Here is a 20,627-nt window from a genome sequence, read left to right on the forward strand (position 1 = left end):
GTGTGCGATGCTGTCAGTCTGGGACAAACCCTCACGCCTTGTCTGGCGGCGCCCGCCCCGAGCGCGGTCGCGCGCCGAACCCCTGTGCCCTCATGTCACGACTGTACCGTCCGATCGGTTCTGCATTCTTTGCCACCCTGGCTGCCCTCGCGGCGGCTCAAACCATCGCTCCCGCACCTGCGCCCGCATCCGCGCCGACCGCCGGTGCGGCCCGGGACGAGGTCGTCGAACTTTCGCCCTTCGTGACCACGGCCGGCACCGAGAATGGCTACGTGGCGACGAGTTCGCTCGCGGGTAGCCGCGTCAACACGCCGCTCAAGGACATCGCGGCGCAGATCGACGTGATGACCCCGGAGTTTCTCAACGACATCGCCGCGACGAATCTCACGGAAGCGGTCGCGTTCAGCACCAACAACGGCGGACCGAACGAGCAGAATGTCGGCCCGAACAACGGCATCACCTCGACGCGGGGCGGCGGCCGCGCGCGGGGCTTCGACGCGATCACGCTGTCGGCCGACTTCTACGCGACGAACCTGCCCAGCGATCTCTACAACGTCGAACGGCTGACGATCGCGAACGGCCCGCAGTCGATTCTCTTCGGTCTGGGCAACGCCGGCGGCGCGATCGACACCTCGACCAAGCGCGCGCTGTTCCGCAACCGCAACGAGGTCGCTTTCCGCACCGACAACAACGCGTCGTTCCGCACCACGCTCGACGTCAATCGCGAGATTGTGCCGAAGAAACTCGCGCTGCGGTTCGTCGCGCTGCGGAGCAACGAAAACAATGCGGTCGACGGCGCGTACAACGACCAGAACCGGCTCTTCGGCAGCGTCACTTGGAAAGTCGCGCGGGCCACGACGGTGCGCTTCAGCGCCGAACGCATGAGCCAGCGGGCGTCGAACCCCACGAACTTCGTGTCGCAGGATTACGTCAGCCCGTGGTTCAACGCGGGCCGGCCGCTCTACGACAATGCCACCGGCAACGGCTCGCTGACCGCGACCGCGTTTCCGCTCCTCACACGCAATGCGAACGCGCTGCGCGTCGTCTCGTACGGCGGGAGCGGCTCGTCCGTCCTGGTGTGGAACGGATCCGGACTCACCCGCGGTCCGCACCAACTCACCGGCGCGCCCGACACGCGGGATGGTTCGCTGATCGACGATTCGATCTTTCCGACCGATCGCGACCCGCGCGTCGGCGGCCGGCTCAATCGCGTGCAGGGCAGCCTGCTCCGCGGTGCGATTGAGCATCGCGTGACGCCGCAACTCTTCGTCGAGCTGGGCTTCAACTACGAGTCGGTGTCCGAGCTGCTTGGCGGGCCGTTCGACAACGCGGAGTCGGTGCAAATCCAGGCCGACCCGAACCGGTTTCTGCCCGGCGGGACGGCGGCCGCGCCGCAGGCGGCGCTGAATCCGAACGCGGGCCGGCTCTTCATCGAGTCGTTTCCCACTGGCACCGAGGTGCGCAACCTGACCAAGGAGCTGCGCCTGACGACGTCGTACGAGTTCGATTTCCAGCGTCACTTCACCAACCTAGCGCGCCACCTCGGCCGTCATCGGCTCGCCGGCCTGGTCTCGTTGCGCGTCGACGAGGATCGCACGCAGGCCAGTCGGGCGATTATTCTCGGCACCCCTTCGTTCGCCACCGGCGATCTGCTCAACAACAGCCGGCTGCTGCGGTCGCGTTATTACTTCGATCCGGCTGCGGGCAGCTGGACGGCCGCGCCGTTTCCGCAGGGCCGCGGGCCGGCGTTCTTCGGGCCGTGGACGTTCACCGACTCGGCGCGCAACGAGGCGTTCACCGCGACGATGTTCGATCATCCGGGTGGGCGCTCGTCGGCGACGGGCGGATCGCGGAAGGACGTCACGACGTACATGCTCGCGCTGCAGAGCTACTTTTTCAAAGACCGGCTCAACCTCTTCGCTGGTCGGCGCACCGATCAGTTCAAGAGTTACCTGATCCATCCCGAGTCGCTCGTGCGGCGCGACCAGCTGACCGCCGGCGATCAACGCGGCTTGTACGTGCCGCTCGCGCAGTCGCGGTTCGATTCCCATCCGGCGATCGATGATCGCGGCGTGACGTATTCGTACGGCGGCGTGTTCCACGCGCTGCGGTTTCTCTCGGTGTTCGCCAGCAAGTCCGACAACACCGCGCTGCCGCCGGGCTTCCTCGATCCGGACAACCGCCAGCTGCCCGGCATCTTCAGCGATGGATACGACTACGGCTTCCGCGTTTCACTGCGCCAGGATCAGGTCTCGCTGCGCGTCAATTTCTACAAGGAACACCAGCACGCGCTGATCGGCGACGGCCAGGCGGTGCGCACGGCGTCGGCCACGATTGAGCAACGCCTGCGCGGATCGGATCGCCCCGCGGGGATCGCGACGGTGCCGGCCGACGGCTACGATCCGGTGGGCCGCGGCGACGTGTATCGATCCGTTGAGGACAAGATCGGCAAGGGCGTCGACGTCACGCTCACGGCCCGCATCACGAGCCGTTGGGACGTGCGCTGGGCCGTCGGGCAGCAGCGCACGCGGGTGTTCAACAAGTCGGTCGACTTCAATGGCTGGGTGGCGCGGCGGCTGCCGACCTGGCAGAGTTTCGGCGGGCTCGGCTGGACCAATGTCACGATTTCGTCGACCGACCCGCGCACGGTGAAGCAGTTTTACGACGACGCCGTCGCATCGGAGATCGTGCGCAGCCAGCTGCGCAATGATCTCCCGCGTTTCCGCCAGCGCGAGTGGCGCTCGGGCATGTTCTCGAACTATCGCTTCGACGAAGGCCGGCTCAAGGGCCTCAACCTCGGTGGCGGCGTGCGCTGGCTCGATCGCGCGATGATTGGCTTCGTGCAGCGGCCGTATCCGGATGGTTCGATCGGCGACGACGTGACGAAGCCCATCTTCGGCAATTCCATCACGTCGGTTGATTTGCTCGCCGGCTACGGCGGCCGCGTAAAGGTGTTCGGCGGCCGGCCGGTGGGGTGGCGCCTGCAGTTGAATGTTCGAAACCTGCTCGACGAGCACGACATCGATCCGCTGGTGGCGCGCCGCGATGGTGCCGTGCTGGATTGGGGGCGCGTCGAGCCGCGGCAGGTGATTCTCAGCGCGTCGTTCACCTTTTGAGCGTGCACCTTTCGGCTGATCGGTGGTTAGAACACTCGGCATGAAGTTCCGCGTTTTGATTCAGCTGACGGGATGGTTGCTGACGGCGTCAGCACAGCTGGGCGCGGCTCCCGCCGGTAACGTTCAATTCACGAATCCGGTTCGCGCCGGCGACTATCCCGATCCGTCGGTCATCCGCGTGGGTGACGATTACTGGGCCACGGCCACGTCGTCGGAATGGGCGCCGCATTTTCCGCTGCTGCACTCACGCGACCTCGTGAACTGGGAGGTGAAAGGCCATGTGTTCGCCACCACGCCGTCGTGGGCGAAGAGCAATTTCTGGGCACCGGAAATCGCGGAGTATCGCGGACGATTCTTTGTCTACTACACCGCGCGGCGGCAGGACAACCGGCTCGCCGTGGCGGTGGCGTCGGCCGATCGCCCGGAAGGTCCTTACACCGATCACGGCGATCTCGTGGCGCAGGAGGCGGGGTCGATCGATGCGGTGCCGTTCACCGATGCGAAGGGCGTGCGCTGGTTGCTGTGGAAAGAGGACGGCAACAGCCGCAAGCTGCCGACGCCCATTTGGATCCAGCGGCTGCGGGACGACGGTTTGCAGCTGGTCGGCGAGAAGAAGGAGATTCTGCGCAACGACGCGCCGTGGGAGGGTGCAGTCGCCGAAGGACCGTTCGTGCTGCGGCACGGTGAGTACTACTATCTGTTCTATTCGGGCAACGCGTGCTGTGGACGTGGCTGCAACTACGCGCTCGGGGTGGCGCGCGCGAAGGACATGCTCGGCCCGTGGGAGAAGTGTCCCGCGAATCCGTTGCTCGCTGGCAACGCCGCGTGGCGGTGTCCCGGCCACGGCAGCATCGTGACGGATCGCGCGGGCCGTTACTGGCTGCTGTATCACGCGTATGCGGCGAAAGGCTTTGTGGCTACCGGGCGGCAGATGCTGCTCGACGAAGTGGTGTTTGGCGCGGACGGCTGGCCGTCGATCAACGGTGGCAAGGGCGCGAGCAGCGGCGCCGCGGCGCCGGCGGGCGTCCGTACCCAGAATGATGTGACGCGGTTCCGCGCGGACTTTGACGCGAACGGTGGGCTGCCGCCGGGTTGGCAGTGGCCGCTCGGGACGACGCTCGAATCACGGCAGGTGGACGGACGGCTCACGCTCGTGGCGCGGACCGGTTCGGCGGCCGCAGTGCAGTCGATCCTCGTGCCGTCGTTTGTCATCGAGACCGCGGTCGACGCGCGCCGGCTGGAAAAGGGCGCGGACGCCGGCCTCGTGGTCTTCGGCGATCGGGTTAACCACCTCGCGCTGCTTACCGACGGGAGGGAGGTCCGCGTGTGGAATCAGCGCCGTGGCGAGCGCGTCATGGTGGCCGCGACGCCCGCGCGACCCGGCGAGATGATTCGCCTGCGCATCGCGTGCATCGACGGAAGCCGGTTTCGTTTTGCGGTGCAGGATGCATCGGGTGGCTGGCGGGAGCTCGCCGGGGAGACCGACGGCAGTTTCCTGCCGCCGTGGGATCGTGGATTGCGCGCCGGACTGCAGGTGACGGGCGCTGACGCTGCCGCCGGAAGCTTCGATTATTTCTCGTCCGTGCCCGGCGACGACAGTCTCTTTGCCCGCTAGCAGGCGTCTGCCCCTGACCGCTCCTTAATTCCAATCCCATGAAACGACGTTCTCTTTTACTCCCGCTGTTGGCCGTGATCGTGGCGGTGTCGGGTTCGTGGCTCCGTGCCGCGGACGCCGCGAAGCGTCCCCATATCATTTTCATTCTCGCCGATGACATGGGGCTCGGCGACCTCGGGTGTTATGGCGGCACGCAGGTGCCGACGCCGCGCATCGATCGGCTCGCGGCCGAGGGCACGCGTTTCACGCAGTACTATTCTGCGGCGCCGATTTGTTCGCCGTCGCGCGCCGGCTTGATCACGGGCATGCATCCGGCGCGCTGGCGGATCACAAGTTTCCTGCAGACGAAGAAGGGCAACGCCGGATGTGAGCAGGCGGACTTCCTGGATCCGCGTGCACCGTCGCTGCCGCGGGCGTTGAAGGCGGCCGGCTATGCGACTGCGCACATCGGCAAGTGGCATCTTGGCGGCGGGCGCGACGTGACCGAGGCGCCGAAGTTTGCCGCGTATGGCTATGACGAACACGCGGGCACGTACGAGAGTCCCGAGCCGCATCCCGACATCACCGCCACGAACTGGATCTGGTCGGCCCAGGACAAGGTGAAGCGCTGGGACCGCACGGCGTTCTTCGTCGAACGCACGCTCGATTTCTTGACGAGGCACCCTGACCAGCCCTGTTTCGTGAACCTGTGGGCGGACGATGTGCACACGCCGTGGGTGCCGGACGAGGTGTCCGACAAGAAGGATCTGCCGAAGAACTTTCGGCCCGTGATGGCGGAGTTCGACAAGCAAATCGGGCGGCTGCTCGATGGCCTGAAGGCGCGCGGGCTCGAGGAAAACACCGTCGTGGTGTTCGCGAGCGACAACGGCGCGCTGCCGACGTTTCAGGGCTCACGCTCGGGCGGATTTCGCGGCAGCAAGCTGAACCTGTACGAGGGCGGCATTCGGATGCCCTTCATCGTGCGCTGGCCGGGCAAGGTGCCGGCGGGGCGCGTCGACGAACGGTCGGTGCTGGCTGCGGTCGATATGTTTCCGACCATCGCAGCGATCGCGGGTGCGACGCTGCCGCGTGACGCTGCGATCGAGGGTCTCGACCTGTCGGCCGTGTGGCGAGGGCAGCCGGCCGCGGCGCGCGGTCCGCTGTTCTGGGAGTACGGCCGCAACGATGAGTTCTTTCGTTATCTGGCGAATGATCGCAGTCCGAATCTCGCGGTGCGTCAGGCGCAGTGGAAACTGCTGGTGAACGCGGACGGATCGAAGCCCGAGCTCTACGATCTCTCGCTCGATCCGAAGGAAGCCAACAACCTCGCGAGCGCGCAGTCCGCGCGGGTGAAGGAGCTGACCCGCCTCGTGCTCGACTGGCGCGCGACCTGGCCGAAGCAACCGTGAACCTTGGGTGCGCGCCACCGGCCTGCTCCCTTGGGGCGGCCGGAGGCCGCCCCTACTGACCTATTTCCACATGTCGAAATTCTATTGCTTTCTACTCCTCGCGGTGGCGCTGACGGCATCGCTCGCGGGCGCCGGTGCGGCCAAGCCGAACCTCGTGATTTTTCTCACCGACGATCACAGCCTGCTCGATTCGACGGTGTATGGCGCGAAGGACGTGAGGACGCCTCACATGCAGCGGATCGCGGCGGCCGGTCTGGTATTTGATCGGGCGTTCGTGGCTTCGCCGAGTTGCGCACCGAGCCGGGCGGCGCTGTTGACCGGATTGATGCCGGCGCGAAATGGCGCGGAGGCGAATCACTCGAAGCCGCGCGCTGACATCAAAAAGCTGCCGGCCTATCTGCAGGAACTCGGCTACGAAGTCGTGTCGTTCGGCAAGGTGTCGCACTACCAGCACACGGGCGACTATGGCTTCGATCACTTCGCTCATGACAAGTTTCACGAGGACGTGGCGATCACGGCGGGCATCGCATGGCTGCGGGCGCGGCGGAGTGCGAAACCGTTGTGCATTTTCTTCGGCACGAACTGGCCGCACGTGCCGTGGCCGCAGCAGCCGGAGGGTTACACGGCGGCCGACGTCACGCTGCCGCCGACCCTGGTCGACACGCCGCGCACGCGGGAGGCGAGGGCGGAATACTATGCGGCCGTCGGGCGGATGGACACCGAGATGGGTGCGGCCTACGACGCGGCGCGCGAGGTGTTGGGCGCGGACACGTTTTTTATCACGACGGCCGACCACGGGGCGCAGTGGCCGTTTGGCAAGTGGAACTGCTACGATGCCGGCATCCGCACGCCGATGATCGCGGTGTGGCCCGGGCGAATCGCCGCGGGCACGCGGACGGCCGCGATGGTGAGCTGGATCGATCTGCTGCCGACGCTCGTCGAGGTTGCCGGGGGAAATCCGCCGCCGACGATCGACGGACGTTCGATTGCCGGCGTGTTGCGCGGGGAGAAACAGGAGCATCGCGATCGCATTTTCACCACTCACAGCGCGGACGGCCGGATGAACATTTATCCCACGCGCAGCGTTCGAACTGCGGACTGGAAATATATCCGCAACCTGCATCCGGAATTCTATTACTCGACGCACGTCGACCTGGTGCGCGGCGGCAACAGTCCGGCGTACTTCGCCAGCTGGGAGGAGAAAGCGCGCACGGATCCGGCCGCGGCCGCCGTGGTGAAACGCTATCATGAGCGGCCGGCGGAGGAATTGTACGACTTGAAGGCGGATCCGTTCGAGCTGCGCAATCTCGCCGGCGAACGCGATCAGGCGGCGCGGCTGGCGGCGTTGCGCGGCGAGGTCGACGTGTGGATGAAGGATCAGGGCGACACCGGCCAAGTCTATGGCGAACCGCGCCGGCTCAGCGATCCGAAGCGGGCGGAGCCGCCGGCGGCGGGCGCGGCGAAGAAAAAGAAGTAGCCGGGCCGGAACAATTCAGGTGCCCGCGAATCACGCGAATGGCTGCGAATGATGAGAAGGAAAAATGCCCTCATCGCAGGCTGACCATTCACGGTGAGTGGCTGGAATCGAATTCTGCCGCAACCATTCGCGGCCGTTCGCGTGATTCGCGGGAGCCTTCTGCAGGCTTCCAGCTCAGTGCGTCATGATGTAGCAGATGATATTTATCACGAGCGGATAGGCGATCTTCTCGGCGTACTTCTCGAAGTACTCGTGATTCTCGCCCTCGCGCTCCCAGCCGTCGCTGTCGTCGGAGTTGTGCAGGCCCATGACCATGATGCGGCCCTTGGGATCGAAGATGACGCGATGATGGACCTGCGAGTCGGGCACCTTCAGGCCGATGTGGATGTTGGGCACTGCGACCTTTTCGCGGATCGTCAGAATCATCCGGTAGAGCGCGTGCTCGATTGGCAGTTCCTCGAAGCGCGAGCCGGGCAGGATTTCCTGGAAGAGACGCACGACGTTCGCCTCTTCGCGTTCGCCCCAGTAATCCGTCATCAGCATGAAGCCGCCGTTGAGGAGATATTTTCGCAGCGCGACGATCTCGTCGGGCGTGAGTCCCATGGCGCCCGGGGCCGACGCGAAGAGAAAGGGAAACTGGTTCAGTTCGGGATCGGTGGCGCGGACGAGCCGGGCGTTGGGATCGACCTTGAGGGAAGTCAGCTGCTGCAGGCGGTAGGAGAGATTCAGATCGGCGTCGGGCAAATCCGTCGTCCAGCTGCCGCGGCCGGAATTGGCGGGACGAGGGGCCGCGTCGTAGCGCAGGCGCGCAAACGTGAACACATCGGTGCGAAATCCGGCCGGGTTCTCCCATTCCGGAGTGCCGGTGCTGCGGGTGCCGATTTCGCGCGCGGTCTTTGTGCCGGGTGCCACGTAGATTCGCCCCCCGCCGGAGAAGCGCCCCTGGCCGAAGAGGAACCCGCTGACGACGAGGACGGCGGAAAGCCAGACGATCGGCCGGGCAAAGCGGCCTCGGGCGGGTGCGGGCATGCGGGTGCGGAAGAGGTACGGTGAATCCGGGGCGAAGCAAATCGAATGACGGATGGGTGCAGCAAGGGAACGAGTGAAAGCAGCACTTTCATCACGGACCGGCCTGAGCCGAACCCGCCACGTCCATCAAGCCGTTCGTCGTTCGGAATGTCTGGCCTGAATGCGCAGGCTAGTCCCGCAACGTGCAACAGCCTGACCCCTTCCGGAAGGGGTCAGGCTGTTGCACGTTGCAGTGCCGTATCCGCCCGGGACGTCGGGGCACAAAAAAGACGCGGCTTGGGCCGCGTCTCGGATGCAAGCTGGTCTCCGTTGGAATCGATCAGGCAGCCATCTGGGAGTGACTCATCTGCTGCATGGCCAAGGCCTGCTGTTTGAAGGCGGCGAACTCATTCAGCAGGCGCTCGTCACCTTTGGTCAGACCCACAAAGCCGTCCTCGCCTTCATAGCCCTCCGGAGCTGTCCGGATGGCGTGGAAGGCGATGACCGAACCGGCGACCACCATCAACGAAACGAGGGAGACGATGTAGAAGAGGGCGCTGTGCATGGGCGTACTATGCACTATCGGATCAAAATCGAATATCCGTAGACCTACTCGATTGCAGCGTGGGCCGGCCCGTACGCATTGGCCGCACCTCTGCTTAGACTCAGCTGGAAAACGAGTTGGGTAAACGCCTCCGGAAGCCGCCATCCGACGAAATCGACGGCGGTGCGCGCTGCATCCCGTTGCAAGCACCCCTTTCCACCCGTCCGCCGGGATTGCGGGCGGCTTCGCGGCCGGGACCGGGCGGGCGTTCTCATGGCTATATGTGCCGATAGCCTCGTTTCCACCAGCCATGTCCCAACCGGAGGTTGACCTCGGCAGAATCGCGGGCGGGATGGAGCGCTCACATCGATGCGATCCGCGATCACGGTTTCCCTGGTACCCGAGTCAAAAGGCGGCCCGTTTGTGTTTTCCCAAGGTCTGCCGGATGCCTGCGAGCACGCGGCGGCGCTGGGCTTTGACGCCGTGGAAATCTTTCCGCCGTCGGCCGGTGCCATCGACGTCGCCGACCTGACGCGGCTGCTGGAACGCCATCGACTGCGGGTGGCCGCAGTCGGCACCGGGGCCGGCTGGGTCGTGCGCAAGCTCACGCTCTCACATGGCGATGCGGCGGTGCGGCAGGACGCGCGTGCGTTTGTGCGCGCCATCATCGATCTCGCCGGCCGGTTCGGCGCGCCGGCCATCATCGGCTCGATGCAGGGGCGCTGGGATGCCGCGGTGTCGCGCGATCAGGCGCTCGCGTACCTGGGCGAGGCGTTGAACGAACTCGGCGACCACGCGGCGCAGCACGGCGTGCCGCTCTTGTACGAGCCGTTGAACCGCTACGAAACGAATCTCGTCAACCGGCTCGGCGACACCGCGGCGTGGCTGCGTACGCTCCGGACGAAGAACGTGCGCATCCTCGCGGATCTTTTTCACATGGGCATCGAGGAAACGGATTCCGCGGCGGCATTGCGCGCGGCGGGGGCGATGGTCGGTCATGTGCATTTCGCGGATTCGAATCGTCACGCGATCGGCTTCGGCCAGACGGCCGTCGCGCCGATCATCGGGGCGTTACGGGAAATCGGATACGCCGGTTACCTGTCGGCCGAAGTGCTCCCGCTGCCCGATGCGATGTCCGCGGCCCGCCAGACGATCGCGGCCTTCCGGCAGCATGCCGGTCCGCGCTGACTTTGTCCCCATGCTCAAAACCTCGCTGCTTCACCCCGACATCCTGCGCGTCCTGGCCCGGGCCGGACACCACTCAAAGGTTCTGATCGCCGACGGCAACTATCCGGCCTCAACCAAGCGCGGACCGAACGCCGAGCTCGTCTGCCTCAACCTCGCGCCCGGCGTGGTGAACGTCGCGCAGGTGTTGCGCGCGTTGCTGAGCGCGGTGCCGGTCGATCACATCAACACGATGGGCATCCCGCCCGACGATCCCTACGCCCAACAGGGCGAGCCGCCCGTCTGGGCGGAGTACCGCGCGGTGATGGCGGCCGCGGGCGTGAAATTAAAACTCGAGCCGGTGCTGAAGTGGGATTTCTACCAGCACGTGGAGAGTCCCGATCACGTCCTGACCATCCAGACCGCCGATCAGGCGCTCTGGGCCAATGTCCTGCTCACCCTCGGCTGCCGCACCGACTGATTCTCTTCCCATGCAAACGCGTCGACTTGGTAACACCGATCTGCAGCTGCCCGTCCTCAGTTTTGGCGCGAGTTCGCTCGGGGCCGAATTTCGCAGCGTGACCCTCGATGAAGCGCTGGGCAGCGTGCGCGTGGCGCTCGACTGCGGGCTCAACCTGATCGACACGTCGCCGTTCTACGGCCGAGGCATGAGCGAGGTGCTGCTCGGCATCGCGCTCAAGGGTGTGCCGCGGGAGAGTTATCTCCTCTGCTCGAAACTGGGGCGCTACGATCTCACCCATTTCGATTTCTCGGCGAAGCGCGTCGCGGAAAGCATCGATGTGTCGCTGCACCGTCTCGGCACCGATCATCTCGACATCATCCTGTGCCACGACATCGAGTTCGTGCCGATGCAGCAGATCGTCGACGAGACGCTGCCGGCGTTGCGCAAGATCCAGCAGGCGGGCAAGGCGCGCTACATCGGCTTCAGCGGCTATCCGATGAAGATTTTCCGCTACATCCTGGATCAGACGTCGGTCGACTGCGTGCTCAGCTACAACCAGTACACGCTGCAGAACACACGGTTTGCCGACGAGGCCGTGCCGTATCTGAAGGCGAAGGGCGTCGGTGTGATGAATGCCGGTCCGTTCAGCGCGCGGCTCCTGACGAACGCACCGCTGCCCGCGTGGCTGAAGGAGCCGGAGTCGGTGAAAGCGGCGGCGCGCCAGGCGGCGGCGCACTGTGCGGCGCGGGGCGTCGATATCGCGAAGCTCGCGCTGCAATTCTCGCTCGCGAACCCGGACATCGCCACGACGGTTTCGGGCAGCGCGAATCCAAAGAACATCCGCGCGTGGGCCGACTGGGCCGCGCAGCCGATTGACCGGCAGCTGCTCGCCGAGGTGCAGGCGATCTTCGCGCCGGTGCACAATCTCGGCCACCGGGAGGGGTTGCCGGAGAATAACTGAGGGATGCAGGGAGTTGAAAGGTGAAGGTTGAAAGTTGAAAGCGCGAACCCCGGCACACCACGATCGGGTCTTTCAACTTTCAACCTTCACCTTTCAACTGTCGCGAATCCGCCAACCGATCCGATATCCGTCATGAAAGCCATCCAACTCGAGAAACCGCAGTCGTTTCGCGCCCTCACCGTGGCGGAGCCGGCTGCGCCCGGGCCGGGCGAGGCCCTGGTCCGCATTCACCGTATCGGGATTTGTGGGACGGACTACGGCGGCTACCTCGGCAAGATGCCGTTCTATTCCTACCCGCGTATTCCCGGCCACGAGCTGGGCGTCGAGGTGCTGGCCGTGGGCCCGGACGTGACCAACGTGCGCGCGGGCGATCGCTGCTCGGTCGAGCCGTACATCAACTGCCAGCGCTGCTACTCGTGCCGCCGCGGGCTCACCAATTGCTGCGAGTCGCATCAGACGCTCGGCGTGATGTGCGACGGTGGCATGTGCGAACGCATGCTGCTGCCGGCGCGGAAACTGCACGTTTCGCGGACGCTCAGCATGGAGCAGCTGGCGCTGGTCGAGACGCTCGCGATTGGTTGTCACGCGGTCGACCGCGGCGATCTGAAGGCGGGCGAGCATGCGTTGATCATCGGCGCGGGCCCGATCGGTCTGTCCGCGATCGAATTCGTGAAGGTCGCGGGCGCGCGCTGCATCGTGATGGACGTGAACGAAGCCCGCCTGCAGTTCTGCCGGGAGCGCATGGGTGTCGATCACACGATCGCGGCGCGGGGCGACGGCAGGGAACTCGAGGCGCTTCAGGCGCTCACCGGCGGTCAGCTGGCCGACGTCGTCATCGATGCGACCGGCAGCAACAAGTCGATGAGCCACGCGTTGAACTACTGCACGTTCGGCGGCCGCCTGGTGTATGTGGGCATCACGCAGCAGGAGGTGTCGTTTCCGCACGCGCCGATCATGCACCGGCGGGAACTTTCCATCCGCGCCTCGCGCAACGCGCTCTCCCGTGATTTCGCGCGCATCATCGAGCTGATCGAGACCGGCCGGATCAACACGGATCCTTGGATTACGCATCGCGCGCGATTCGATGACATGATCGCGCAATTTCCCGCGTGGCTCAAACCGGAGTCCGGCGTAATCAAGGCGATGGTGGCGATGGAATGAGGAGCCGACGCCCGTGGCTGCAGGTGAAAACGCAACGGGCGCCTGGCCCGCGCAGCGTGCTTTTCGATTGTCACTTAAAGTGTGCTGAATCAGCCCTTACGCGGAATCGGCGCATGATGATTGAAGGTCGAAGCAGCCCTGAAGCTCGAGGCGATGAGAAACACACGTCCTAGTCCTGGAAGCAGCGACGGGGCGGGGGCCCGCGTGCCAACGGTGTTTGTGGTCGATGCCCTCACCGCGATTCGCGAGTTGCTCGTGGGCTACCTGAGCCGGCTCGAGGGATTTCAGGTGATCGGCTCGTCCGGAGAACGTGGCGAGGCGGAACGTGAATGCGCGCGACTGCGGCCTGATCTCGCCGTCGTTGATTGGATTCACCTCGCGGATACCTCGAGCGAGAATCTCGCGGAAGCCATCCGCCGGACGAGTCCGGGCACCAAGGTCGTGGTGTTCGCCGCCACCGCGGAGACGCACTTCGTGAGCGATGCGATCGCCGCGGGCGTCGCCGGCTTCGTCGTCAAGAGTGCGCCGTTGGAGTCGCTGGCGACCGCGCTGCGGGTGGTGGCCGGCGGAAAGCAGCACTTCTGTCCCGAGATGGCTGACGTCCTGCGCGAGTTGCTGCGCCGTTCGTCGATGAGCGCGGGCAAGGCCAGTTACCTGTCGCACCGCGAAAAGGAAGTCCTGCGCGAGATCGCCCAGGGGCATGTGTCCAAGGAGATCGCGGCCACGTTCAACCTGTCCGTCTACACCGTGGAGAACATCCGGCGCCGCATCATGCGCAAGACCCGGTTGAAGTCGGTGGCCGAGCTCACCCTGCACGCGGTCCGCCTGCAGCTGATCCCCGCGCCCAACGGCGCGCTGCCGGACGCTGCGCATGACCTGAAGTAACGGTGGCGAGCACGCCGGAAACGAATAGCCCGAAGTGTGCTCCCGGCGATTCAAGGCGGCGACGTGGAGGACGTTGCGCATCCCCCGGACGGATACTGCTTATTCCGCGGCGGGGTGTTTCAGCTTGATGAAGCGTGCTCGTTGTCCACGATTTGCGTTACATATGCATATGAGCTCCGCGGTCCGCAGCCTTGGTTTTGCCTCGAATGGCACGTGTTGGTTCCGAGCGACGGCGCTCGTGGTGTTGGGCGCGTTTTCACTGCTGTTTTCCGGCTGTGCGTCCGGCCCGGTCGCGGCGGGCGCTCCGGCCAAGGTGATGCCTGACGTGCAGGTGCTGAATCCCGGCGACGTCATCCGGATCGCGTTTCCAGGATCGCCCAGTCTGGATACATCCCAGCAGATCCGCCGCGACGGCCGCATCAATCTCGCGATCATCGGCGAACTCAAGGTGGTCGACAAGACCCCGGCCCAGCTCGAGGCCGAGTTGCTCAAGGCGTACGACTCACAGCTGGTCTCGAAGGAAATCAAGGTGACGCTCGTGTCATCGGCCTACTCGGTTTACGTCCAGGGCGCGGTGATGAAGCCCGGCAAGATCACGCCGGAGCGTGCGCTCACGGCGTTCGACGCGGTGATGGAAGCCGGTGGTTTCACGCCCACGGCCAATCCCAAGAAGGTGATCGTGATCCGCCAGGAAGACGGCCAGGTGAAGACCTATCCGCTGGACATGAAGAAGGTCCTCAACGGCGAAGCCAGCGAACCCTTTTACCTGAAGGCCTACGATACCGTCAGCGTGCCGGAAAAAATCTCCTGGTTCTGAGCCGGGTGATTGTCGTCACGCTTGCGGGCGGTCGCGCGCAACGCGCGCGCCGCCAGCGGTCGGCCCCGAAGGTGTCGGGGCGTCAGCCGCGCCGGCGGAACGCCTTCCAGTTGTCCAGGCAGCGCTGCGCGGTTTCCAATTCCGGATAGCGGCTGCCTTCCTGCTCGAGCAGGTAAAACTCCACGCCGCCCACCGATTCCGCCGCGGCAATAATGTCCTTCCACGGCGAAATCCCTTCGCCGAAGAGCACGCGGTAGCCCTTTTCCTCGGTGCGCGGACCGGGCGTCCAGTCCTTGAGATGAACGCTCCGGATGCGGCCCGGATTGGCCTTGATCCACGCCACCGGATCCACGCCGACTTCCATGCAGGTGCCGACGTCGAGCTGCAGGATGAACTCGGGCGGCGTGTTCTGCGCGATGACGTCCATGATGCGCAGGCCGCCCTCGAGCGACTTCCATTCCGTCTGGTGATTGTGATAGCCGGCGGCGAGCCCGTGGACCTTCAACGTTTCGACCGCGGTCGTCAGCTGGCCGCAGGTCCTCTTCCAGCCTTCGAGCCCGGTGGCGTCACGCGGCGGGCTGGCCAGCACCAGCTGGCGCGCGCCGATGATCTGGTTCAACTCGATCGCCTTCGCCATGGTTTCGCCGGTGAAGGACGCGAAGCTGTTGTGCGTCGAGTAACAACGCAGGCCGATGTCGTCCATCAGGGTGCGGACGCCCTTCGCGAACGGAAACGTCCACTGGAAGTAGGGCGAATAGAACTCCACGACCTCGTAGCCCATCTTCGCCACGGCGCGCAGGGTATCCGGCAGATTGCGCATCAGCTCGGTGCGTACCGAATAAAGTTCGAGGCCGATCGGAAAACGCTTCGGGCCGCTGGCCTGAGCGGCCACGTCGGCGACCGGCGTGGTCGCCGCGAAGGCGCGTCCACCCGCGGCGTGGGCGAGCAGGGCGGCCGGAAGCAATCCGGAGAACGCGAGAAAATCGCGACGGGAACAGGACGCCGGGGTCGGGGAGTGCGAGCGCATGGCGATTCCTTAGCCCCTTTTGGCCCGGGACAACAAGGGGCAAACGCGAGCGGGCACGGGTGACGTCAGGCGGGTTTGGCCACCGCCTGGCGGAGAATGGCCATCGACGCGCGCCGCGGTCAGATACGGTCCGGAGCCGTGGAGCATAAAGTCGCTTTGATATGCGGCCTGCTTGTCGCGAACGATTCGAAGGGACGGGCCACGCCGTCGCAGCATGGCCTCGACGCCGTGGCCCACGTCGCTGGGCCAGAGCGAAACCTCGGCCTCGGGAAAGTGACGTTACAATAACGCGAGCACGCCCGGCGTGTGGCCGATGTCCCCGATGTCGATGGTCTGCGAGGACGAACGCAGGGCTGGAGAGGTCCGCTCAGGGAATCGCGGTCATGCCGGCCATGGCGGCCCTCTTCGTCGCGTACTGCGACGCCGTGAGCCGGTGGAAGCCGAGGCGGGTGGCGCTCAGGACGATGGGCTCGAGCGGCACGTCGTGGTTGACCTGGCTGAAGTCGTAGTGGAGACCCCAATACCGGCCGGGCGCGCGGTAGCAGCGACTGTGGGTGAACGGCTCCATCGCGACGCGGCTTTCGAAAAGTCCGACCATCGAGCCGCGGATGTAGAGCGAGTCGCCTGACCAGTTGTCGAGCAGCCGGGGAAAGTTGTTCGCGCCGCCGCTGTTCACGTTGTTGCCGTTGCGCGCGGGAGAACCGGCGGAAACGGTGACGCCGCCGCCGGTGACGCCGCTGGTCGGCGCCCGGTCCGTGAGCCCCGTGGGGTTGTGATGGCTGGGCACGATGCCCACCACAAGGGCGGTGGAAATCTCCGTGGTGCTGGCGTCGAGCTTGATGGCGCTGGCGGTGCCGTTGCTGCCGGGCGTGTTCAGATTGGGGAGGATGCCGGGCTTGATCGCGGTGGCGTTGTAGACGCCGTCATCGCTGCCGGCCGCGGCGGTGTTCCAGGTGGCGGAGTTCGCGGCGATGGGCAGGGCGCTCTTGGCGTCGCACCAGCCGTTGGTCTGCGCGTAGGTGTAGCTGCCGCCCCCGCCGCTCTGCGCGTAGACGGGCTGGGAGAGGATTGTGACGGCGTCACCGAAGACGGAGCACAATTTCTCGCTGGCGGAATCCGGATACTTGGCGCTGTAGCCGCCGTTGCCGGTCGAGGTGGCCGTGCTGTTGATGGTGCCGTCGGCGTTGTAGTGCCCGACAATATACACGGCGTCGTTGGTGGCGATGGTGCAGCCGGTCTTGGTGGCGGTGCTGAGCGAGGCGACGGGGCCGCGGCCGTTCCAGAGCCTGACTCCGGAATCGACGCGGTCCGCCACGCCCGAGGTCTGGGAGCGCTGTTCAGCATCCAGGGAATGGATATAGACGGCGATGCCGTCGTACCAGGCATCGGTCAGCGCCGACGCCGGCACGGCCAGAGTTCGCGGATCGGACGGCAGCGATGGCGGGCTGGCGGGCGGGTAGTAGAGTTGGAAGGGATCGCGGCGCGTCTGGTTCGAGGCGTCCGGAAACACATTGAAGGCGTACGGCGAGGCGGTGTCCTTCACCCCGAGTCCCCAGTCGGCCGTTGTGGCGGAGGCGTTGTAGATGCAGTTGCCCCAGCCGGTGCCCGCGGTGGGCGGCAGATCGAGTTTGTAGCCGTTGCTGGTGGTGGCCGAGGAGACGACGCGGGCCACCATCATTTTCAGGCGGGCCACATCGAAATCGATCTTGGCGATGGGGCGGGGCGTGAAGGTGAGGCCTGATCGCCCGAAATCAGCGGCCGTGCCGGCCGTGCCCATCGCGCCGCTGCCGTTCGCGCGGCGCAGGTCGTAGAAGTAGGCGTCGGCGACATAGGGCGTGGCCGAGCCGTTGGCTGGAAACGTCGGAAACGATCCGAGCGCGTAGCCGGAGGTCTTGATGGGGCCCGCGCTGTCGACGATCGTGGAGGTGCCGCTGACGGCGTCCCAGGCATTCGCCGCCGTGGGAATGCGGAGAATCTGATTGATGCCCACCGAAGTCGTGTTCGTGAACTGATTCGGCAGGTTGTTCTGGTACATGATGTCGTCGTCGGTGTTCATCACGCCATCGGATCCGGCCGCATGACCGTAGCTCGGCTGTCCGGGCAGGACGACCTCGGTGACGGTGTGGCTGCCGTCGGTGTTGATCTTGTTCAGCCAGCAACGGTAGGAGCGCGGCAGCAGCGTGATGGTGGTGCCGTCTGGCAGCTTGCCTTCGCGGCGGGTGTCGTCGGGGTTGACCATGATGTAGAGGCCCGCGCGCCAGGAAATTTTGATCTGCTTCAGCGTCGAGCTGTCGGTCGTCCAGGCAAACGACGAGCCGTTGTAGCGCTTGTGGTCGGGCGACTCGATGATCTGCCGGCCGTTGTTGCGATCGTCCTCGGCCGTGGCGGGATCATCGGTCTCCTTGTAATTGCCGATGCCTGGCAGCACGAGTTTGGTGACGCCGTGGATGCCGCTGCGCAGGTTGCCGTTGTAGGTCGTGGTGGCCCAGGATTTGAAGTTGGCGAGTTCGCTTGCGGTGGGCGGAAAGTCGGTGGTTTGCCAGCGACAGTCACGCCACAGGCTGCTCGCGTTTTTCAGATCGGTCTGGGTCGTCGTGTTGGTGTGGGTGAACGTGACGCTGCCGCTGGCGGGCGTGAGGGTGGGCGTGGTGCCGGCGGCATGGCGGGTGAGGGCCTTGAGGGACTGGTAGGCGATGATGTAGTCCACGGCGGTGACGCGATCGGTGAAGAGGATCGTGGCCGTGCTGCCGGCGTCGGGGTGGGCGAGGAGGCTGTTGTTGGTGTGAACCGGCCCGGTCACCGTGAAGCTCTGACTTGGATACAGCTCGAGATCCATGTTGTAGAACATGCCGAACTGGAACAGCGGCGTGAGGCTCAGCTCCATGTCCAGCTGGACGTGCGAGGTGATCGTGCCGATGGCGGCGAGCGTGGCGGTGCCCTTCGCGATCACGGGCACGCGGGCGGTCGCGACCTGCAGGCCGTTGTTGGAACTGGCGGTGTCGCTGACGAGCGTGAGCGGCGTGGTGGCCTGGATGGCGGCCCGGACCTCCATGCCGGTGGAGTTCGCATTGAACTCGGAGAGCAGCACGCTTTCGGGCGGCATGCGCACGACGCTCGTGCTGTTGCCGGTCGACGGAAAGTATCCGACGGGGGCGGTGCCGAAGCGGTAGAGCTTGGCGGTGAGCTGCTCGGCGGCGTAGACCGCGATGTTTTCCGCCTCGTTCTGCGAGCGCAGGATCAGGCGGTTCCGCTCGTTGCCGCGCCGCTCGCTCATGGAGTAGCCGAGGATGCTCGCGGTGAGGATGGCCATCACGGCGGTGAGAAAGGCGACCGTGATGATGATGGAGCCACGGTCGTGGGGGCGATGGAACGCGGGCGGGCTCATGGCGTCATTTGCGCGGAGAAATCGTGTAGTTGAAGCTGCTGCTCGAGAGCAGATTGTTCGCATTGGTGCCGTTGATGAACTCGATGTTGATGGCGATGAAGCCGGTGGTCGACGTCTGGGTGGCGGACTCCGTGGAGAACATCGGATAGCAGTCGCCGGCGGTGTATCCGGTGTACGGCGACGGCACTTTCCGGCCCTGGCTGCGGGCGTTGAGCTGCTTGCTCCCGGCGAGGTTGGGATTGGCGTTGAGATTGATGGCGTTGAGCTCGGCCGCCAGGCCCGAAAGCGGGTGGCCGTTGGACGTGCTGCTCGTGCCCTCGCCCCAGTCGGCGGTCTCGTAGTACCGCAGCGGCGCCTCGGTGTTCATCGTCGTCTGGCTGGTGGTGACCCGGTAGTAGATGCGAAGCTTCCGGATGTCGGTGGAGCGGTGGTCGGATGTCTTCGTGATCAACACCAGGCAGTCGCCGTGGGCCACCCAGCGGTCGAACACATCCGTCGCGGAGTCGAAGTCCTGCGTGAGCGTCGACGGACCGGTGGTGAGGCTGACCGCTCCGTTCAACGAGGTGTAGTAGGGGAAGAGATAGAAGTAGGAGGCGTCGATGGTCTCGTTCGAGATCTGCGCCATGAACGTCCGGAGGCTGGCGTTGCTGGCCAGACGCTGGTTGTCCTTGTACATCGTGCGGAGCCCGACGAGGAAGGTGCTCAGCGCCATTCCGATCACCATGATGCCGATCGTCAGGCTGATGATCGCCTCGACCAGGGTGAAGCCGGCCACGCGGCCGCGGGAGTTTCGGGCGTGCGACGTCATTGGTCGAAGCGCGTGCGCAGGATGACCTCGCGGTTGCGCACGGTGCGGGTGCCGCTGCCGGTTTGGAACGAGTACGTGTACACGATCGTGATTTTCTTCACCTCGTTCACGTCGTTCGGCAGGTCGGGAATCTCGTCGATCCAGATCCACAGGTTCAACGCGATGCTCTGCGATGCCGTGCCGGTCACGGTCGAAAGCGGCAGGGCGCCGAGATTATTGTCGATCGCGCCGCCGCCGACGCTGGCCGCGGTCGCGTTCGCCGCGGGCGTGGCGGTCGGGCCGCGCGGCGTGCTGGGCGCGGTCGTATTGACGACGCGCAGCCAGCGCATCGTGTTTTGATTGAGCCGGACGCGGATCAGCGGGGGCGTGGTGGCGTCGGGATCGCCCGGATCGGTCACCGCGTTGGGCAGCATCGTGGCGTAGTCCAGCTGTTTGATCTGCTCGATGAGGCCATAGACGATGCTGGTGGCGGCGGCATGCATCACGGTGCTTTCCGTGACCTTGCGGGACTGAACGTACGCGGCCAGAAATCCGCCCATGAACATCGTCAGAATGCCGAGGGAAACCATCACCTCGACGAGGGTGAGTCCGCGGTGCCGTTCACTCCGCCGAATCCGCCCCGAACCGTCCGCGGCGGATAGCCGGGCGGTGGCAGAAGGTTCGATGAATGGCGTCATGGGCAAAGAACCTCATCGGACGCTCCACGCGACATTTGAGGGAATTGCCAGTAAGTAGTTTCGGGGAGGTGGTAGGCCTGTTAGTACTTAAGCACTTTGCTTTTTGGCAAAGGTATGGTTTCGGAGGGCCG

At 65.3% G+C, this 20,627-nt stretch carries 16 protein-coding genes; 10 read left to right on the forward strand and 6 right to left on the reverse strand.

Features of this window, described 5'->3' with window-relative positions:
* Positions 1–92 precede the first annotated feature (92 nt).
* From ACLJEU_RS04215 to ACLJEU_RS04230, 4 genes are all read left to right on the forward strand, one after another.
* Positions 93–3,116 (forward strand): hypothetical protein, encoded by a 3,024-nt coding sequence (locus ACLJEU_RS04215; RefSeq protein WP_414660818.1) that lies wholly within the window; start codon positions 93–95, stop codon positions 3,114–3,116.
* A 40-nt stretch (positions 3,117–3,156) separates the two neighbouring features.
* Positions 3,157–4,731: a family 43 glycosylhydrolase gene (locus ACLJEU_RS04220; RefSeq protein WP_414660817.1), complete on the forward strand. Its 1,575-nt coding sequence runs from the start codon at positions 3,157–3,159 to the stop codon at positions 4,729–4,731.
* A 38-nt stretch (positions 4,732–4,769) separates the two neighbouring features.
* A complete protein-coding gene (locus ACLJEU_RS04225; RefSeq protein WP_414660816.1) occupies positions 4,770–6,119 on the forward strand; it encodes a sulfatase family protein in 1,350 nt (449 codons plus the stop codon).
* 70 nt (positions 6,120–6,189) lie between these two features.
* The gene (locus ACLJEU_RS04230) at positions 6,190–7,596 is read left to right on the forward strand and encodes a sulfatase family protein (RefSeq protein ID WP_414660815.1); all 1,407 of its coding nucleotides are present in this window, start codon (positions 6,190–6,192) and stop codon (positions 7,594–7,596) included.
* Between the two features lie 174 nt (positions 7,597–7,770).
* On the opposite strand, the gene ACLJEU_RS04235 is transcribed toward ACLJEU_RS04230, so the two are convergent.
* Complete coding sequence (locus ACLJEU_RS04235) at positions 7,771–8,625, reverse strand: DUF4159 domain-containing protein (RefSeq protein ID WP_414660814.1); 855 nt, start codon at positions 8,623–8,625, stop codon at positions 7,771–7,773.
* Positions 8,626–8,944: 319 nt separating this feature from the next.
* The gene (locus ACLJEU_RS04240) at positions 8,945–9,169 is read right to left on the reverse strand and encodes a hypothetical protein (protein WP_414660813.1); all 225 of its coding nucleotides are present in this window, start codon (positions 9,167–9,169) and stop codon (positions 8,945–8,947) included.
* Between the two features lie 348 nt (positions 9,170–9,517).
* Between ACLJEU_RS04240 and ACLJEU_RS04245 the strand changes: the two genes are divergently transcribed.
* The 6 genes from ACLJEU_RS04245 to ACLJEU_RS04270 all read left to right on the forward strand — a co-directional run bounded on the left by ACLJEU_RS04245 (position 9,518) and on the right by ACLJEU_RS04270 (position 14,599).
* Positions 9,518–10,336, forward strand: a complete 819-nt coding sequence (locus tag ACLJEU_RS04245; RefSeq protein ID WP_414660812.1) for a TIM barrel protein — start codon at positions 9,518–9,520, stop codon at positions 10,334–10,336.
* A 10-nt stretch (positions 10,337–10,346) separates the two neighbouring features.
* Positions 10,347–10,793 (forward strand): RbsD/FucU family protein, encoded by a 447-nt coding sequence (locus ACLJEU_RS04250; protein WP_414660811.1) that lies wholly within the window; start codon positions 10,347–10,349, stop codon positions 10,791–10,793.
* 10 nt (positions 10,794–10,803) lie between these two features.
* The gene (locus tag ACLJEU_RS04255; protein WP_414660810.1) at positions 10,804–11,736 is read left to right on the forward strand and encodes an aldo/keto reductase; all 933 of its coding nucleotides are present in this window, start codon (positions 10,804–10,806) and stop codon (positions 11,734–11,736) included.
* 132 nt (positions 11,737–11,868) lie between these two features.
* Complete coding sequence (locus ACLJEU_RS04260; RefSeq protein WP_414660809.1) at positions 11,869–12,897, forward strand: zinc-binding alcohol dehydrogenase family protein; 1,029 nt, start codon at positions 11,869–11,871, stop codon at positions 12,895–12,897.
* A 204-nt stretch (positions 12,898–13,101) separates the two neighbouring features.
* The gene (locus ACLJEU_RS04265; protein WP_414660808.1) at positions 13,102–13,782 is read left to right on the forward strand and encodes a LuxR C-terminal-related transcriptional regulator; all 681 of its coding nucleotides are present in this window, start codon (positions 13,102–13,104) and stop codon (positions 13,780–13,782) included.
* Positions 13,783–13,951: 169 nt separating this feature from the next.
* Positions 13,952–14,599 (forward strand): polysaccharide biosynthesis/export family protein, encoded by a 648-nt coding sequence (locus ACLJEU_RS04270; RefSeq protein ID WP_414660807.1) that lies wholly within the window; start codon positions 13,952–13,954, stop codon positions 14,597–14,599.
* Positions 14,600–14,681: 82 nt separating this feature from the next.
* On the opposite strand, the gene ACLJEU_RS04275 is transcribed toward ACLJEU_RS04270, so the two are convergent.
* The 4 genes from ACLJEU_RS04275 to ACLJEU_RS04290 all read right to left on the reverse strand — a co-directional run bounded on the left by ACLJEU_RS04275 (position 14,682) and on the right by ACLJEU_RS04290 (position 20,496).
* Positions 14,682–15,626, reverse strand: a complete 945-nt coding sequence (locus tag ACLJEU_RS04275) for a sugar phosphate isomerase/epimerase family protein (protein WP_414660806.1) — start codon at positions 15,624–15,626, stop codon at positions 14,682–14,684.
* A 367-nt stretch (positions 15,627–15,993) separates the two neighbouring features.
* The gene (locus ACLJEU_RS04280; protein ID WP_414660805.1) at positions 15,994–19,011 is read right to left on the reverse strand and encodes a hypothetical protein; all 3,018 of its coding nucleotides are present in this window, start codon (positions 19,009–19,011) and stop codon (positions 15,994–15,996) included.
* A gap of 4 nt (positions 19,012–19,015) precedes the next feature.
* Complete coding sequence (locus ACLJEU_RS04285) at positions 19,016–19,819, reverse strand: PilW family protein (protein ID WP_414660804.1); 804 nt, start codon at positions 19,817–19,819, stop codon at positions 19,016–19,018.
* The gene (locus ACLJEU_RS04290) at positions 19,816–20,496 is read right to left on the reverse strand and encodes a type IV pilus modification PilV family protein (RefSeq protein ID WP_414660803.1); all 681 of its coding nucleotides are present in this window, start codon (positions 20,494–20,496) and stop codon (positions 19,816–19,818) included. Before ACLJEU_RS04290 ends, ACLJEU_RS04285 begins: the two co-directional genes overlap by 4 nt.
* Between the last annotated feature and the right edge of the window lie 131 nt (positions 20,497–20,627).

The organism is Terrisphaera buseokensis (assembly GCF_047521145.2).
In the GTDB taxonomy this organism is placed as follows: Bacteria; Verrucomicrobiota; Verrucomicrobiia; order Opitutales; family Opitutaceae; genus ER46.

Excerpts from the sequence above, each read along its gene's own strand:
- ACLJEU_RS04215 (WP_414660818.1), top strand. The coding sequence starts at position 93 with ATGTCACGACTGTACCGTCCGATCGGTTCTGCATTCTTTGCCACCCTG.
- ACLJEU_RS04220 (WP_414660817.1), top strand. The coding sequence starts at position 3,157 with ATGAAGTTCCGCGTTTTGATTCAGCTGACGGGATGGTTGCTGACGGCG.
- ACLJEU_RS04225 (WP_414660816.1), top strand. The coding sequence starts at position 4,770 with ATGAAACGACGTTCTCTTTTACTCCCGCTGTTGGCCGTGATCGTGGCG.
- ACLJEU_RS04230 (WP_414660815.1), top strand. The coding sequence starts at position 6,190 with ATGTCGAAATTCTATTGCTTTCTACTCCTCGCGGTGGCGCTGACGGCA.
- ACLJEU_RS04235 (WP_414660814.1), bottom strand. The coding sequence starts at position 8,625 with ATGCCCGCACCCGCCCGAGGCCGCTTTGCCCGGCCGATCGTCTGGCTT.
- ACLJEU_RS04240 (WP_414660813.1), bottom strand. The coding sequence starts at position 9,169 with ATGCACAGCGCCCTCTTCTACATCGTCTCCCTCGTTTCGTTGATGGTG.
- ACLJEU_RS04245 (WP_414660812.1), top strand. The coding sequence starts at position 9,518 with ATGCGATCCGCGATCACGGTTTCCCTGGTACCCGAGTCAAAAGGCGGC.
- ACLJEU_RS04250 (WP_414660811.1), top strand. The coding sequence starts at position 10,347 with ATGCTCAAAACCTCGCTGCTTCACCCCGACATCCTGCGCGTCCTGGCC.
- ACLJEU_RS04255 (WP_414660810.1), top strand. The coding sequence starts at position 10,804 with ATGCAAACGCGTCGACTTGGTAACACCGATCTGCAGCTGCCCGTCCTC.
- ACLJEU_RS04260 (WP_414660809.1), top strand. The coding sequence starts at position 11,869 with ATGAAAGCCATCCAACTCGAGAAACCGCAGTCGTTTCGCGCCCTCACC.
- ACLJEU_RS04270 (WP_414660807.1), top strand. The coding sequence starts at position 13,952 with ATGAGCTCCGCGGTCCGCAGCCTTGGTTTTGCCTCGAATGGCACGTGT.
- ACLJEU_RS04275 (WP_414660806.1), bottom strand. The coding sequence starts at position 15,626 with ATGCGCTCGCACTCCCCGACCCCGGCGTCCTGTTCCCGTCGCGATTTT.
- ACLJEU_RS04280 (WP_414660805.1), bottom strand. The coding sequence starts at position 19,011 with ATGAGCCCGCCCGCGTTCCATCGCCCCCACGACCGTGGCTCCATCATC.
- ACLJEU_RS04285 (WP_414660804.1), bottom strand. The coding sequence starts at position 19,819 with ATGACGTCGCACGCCCGAAACTCCCGCGGCCGCGTGGCCGGCTTCACC.
- ACLJEU_RS04290 (WP_414660803.1), bottom strand. The coding sequence starts at position 20,496 with ATGACGCCATTCATCGAACCTTCTGCCACCGCCCGGCTATCCGCCGCG.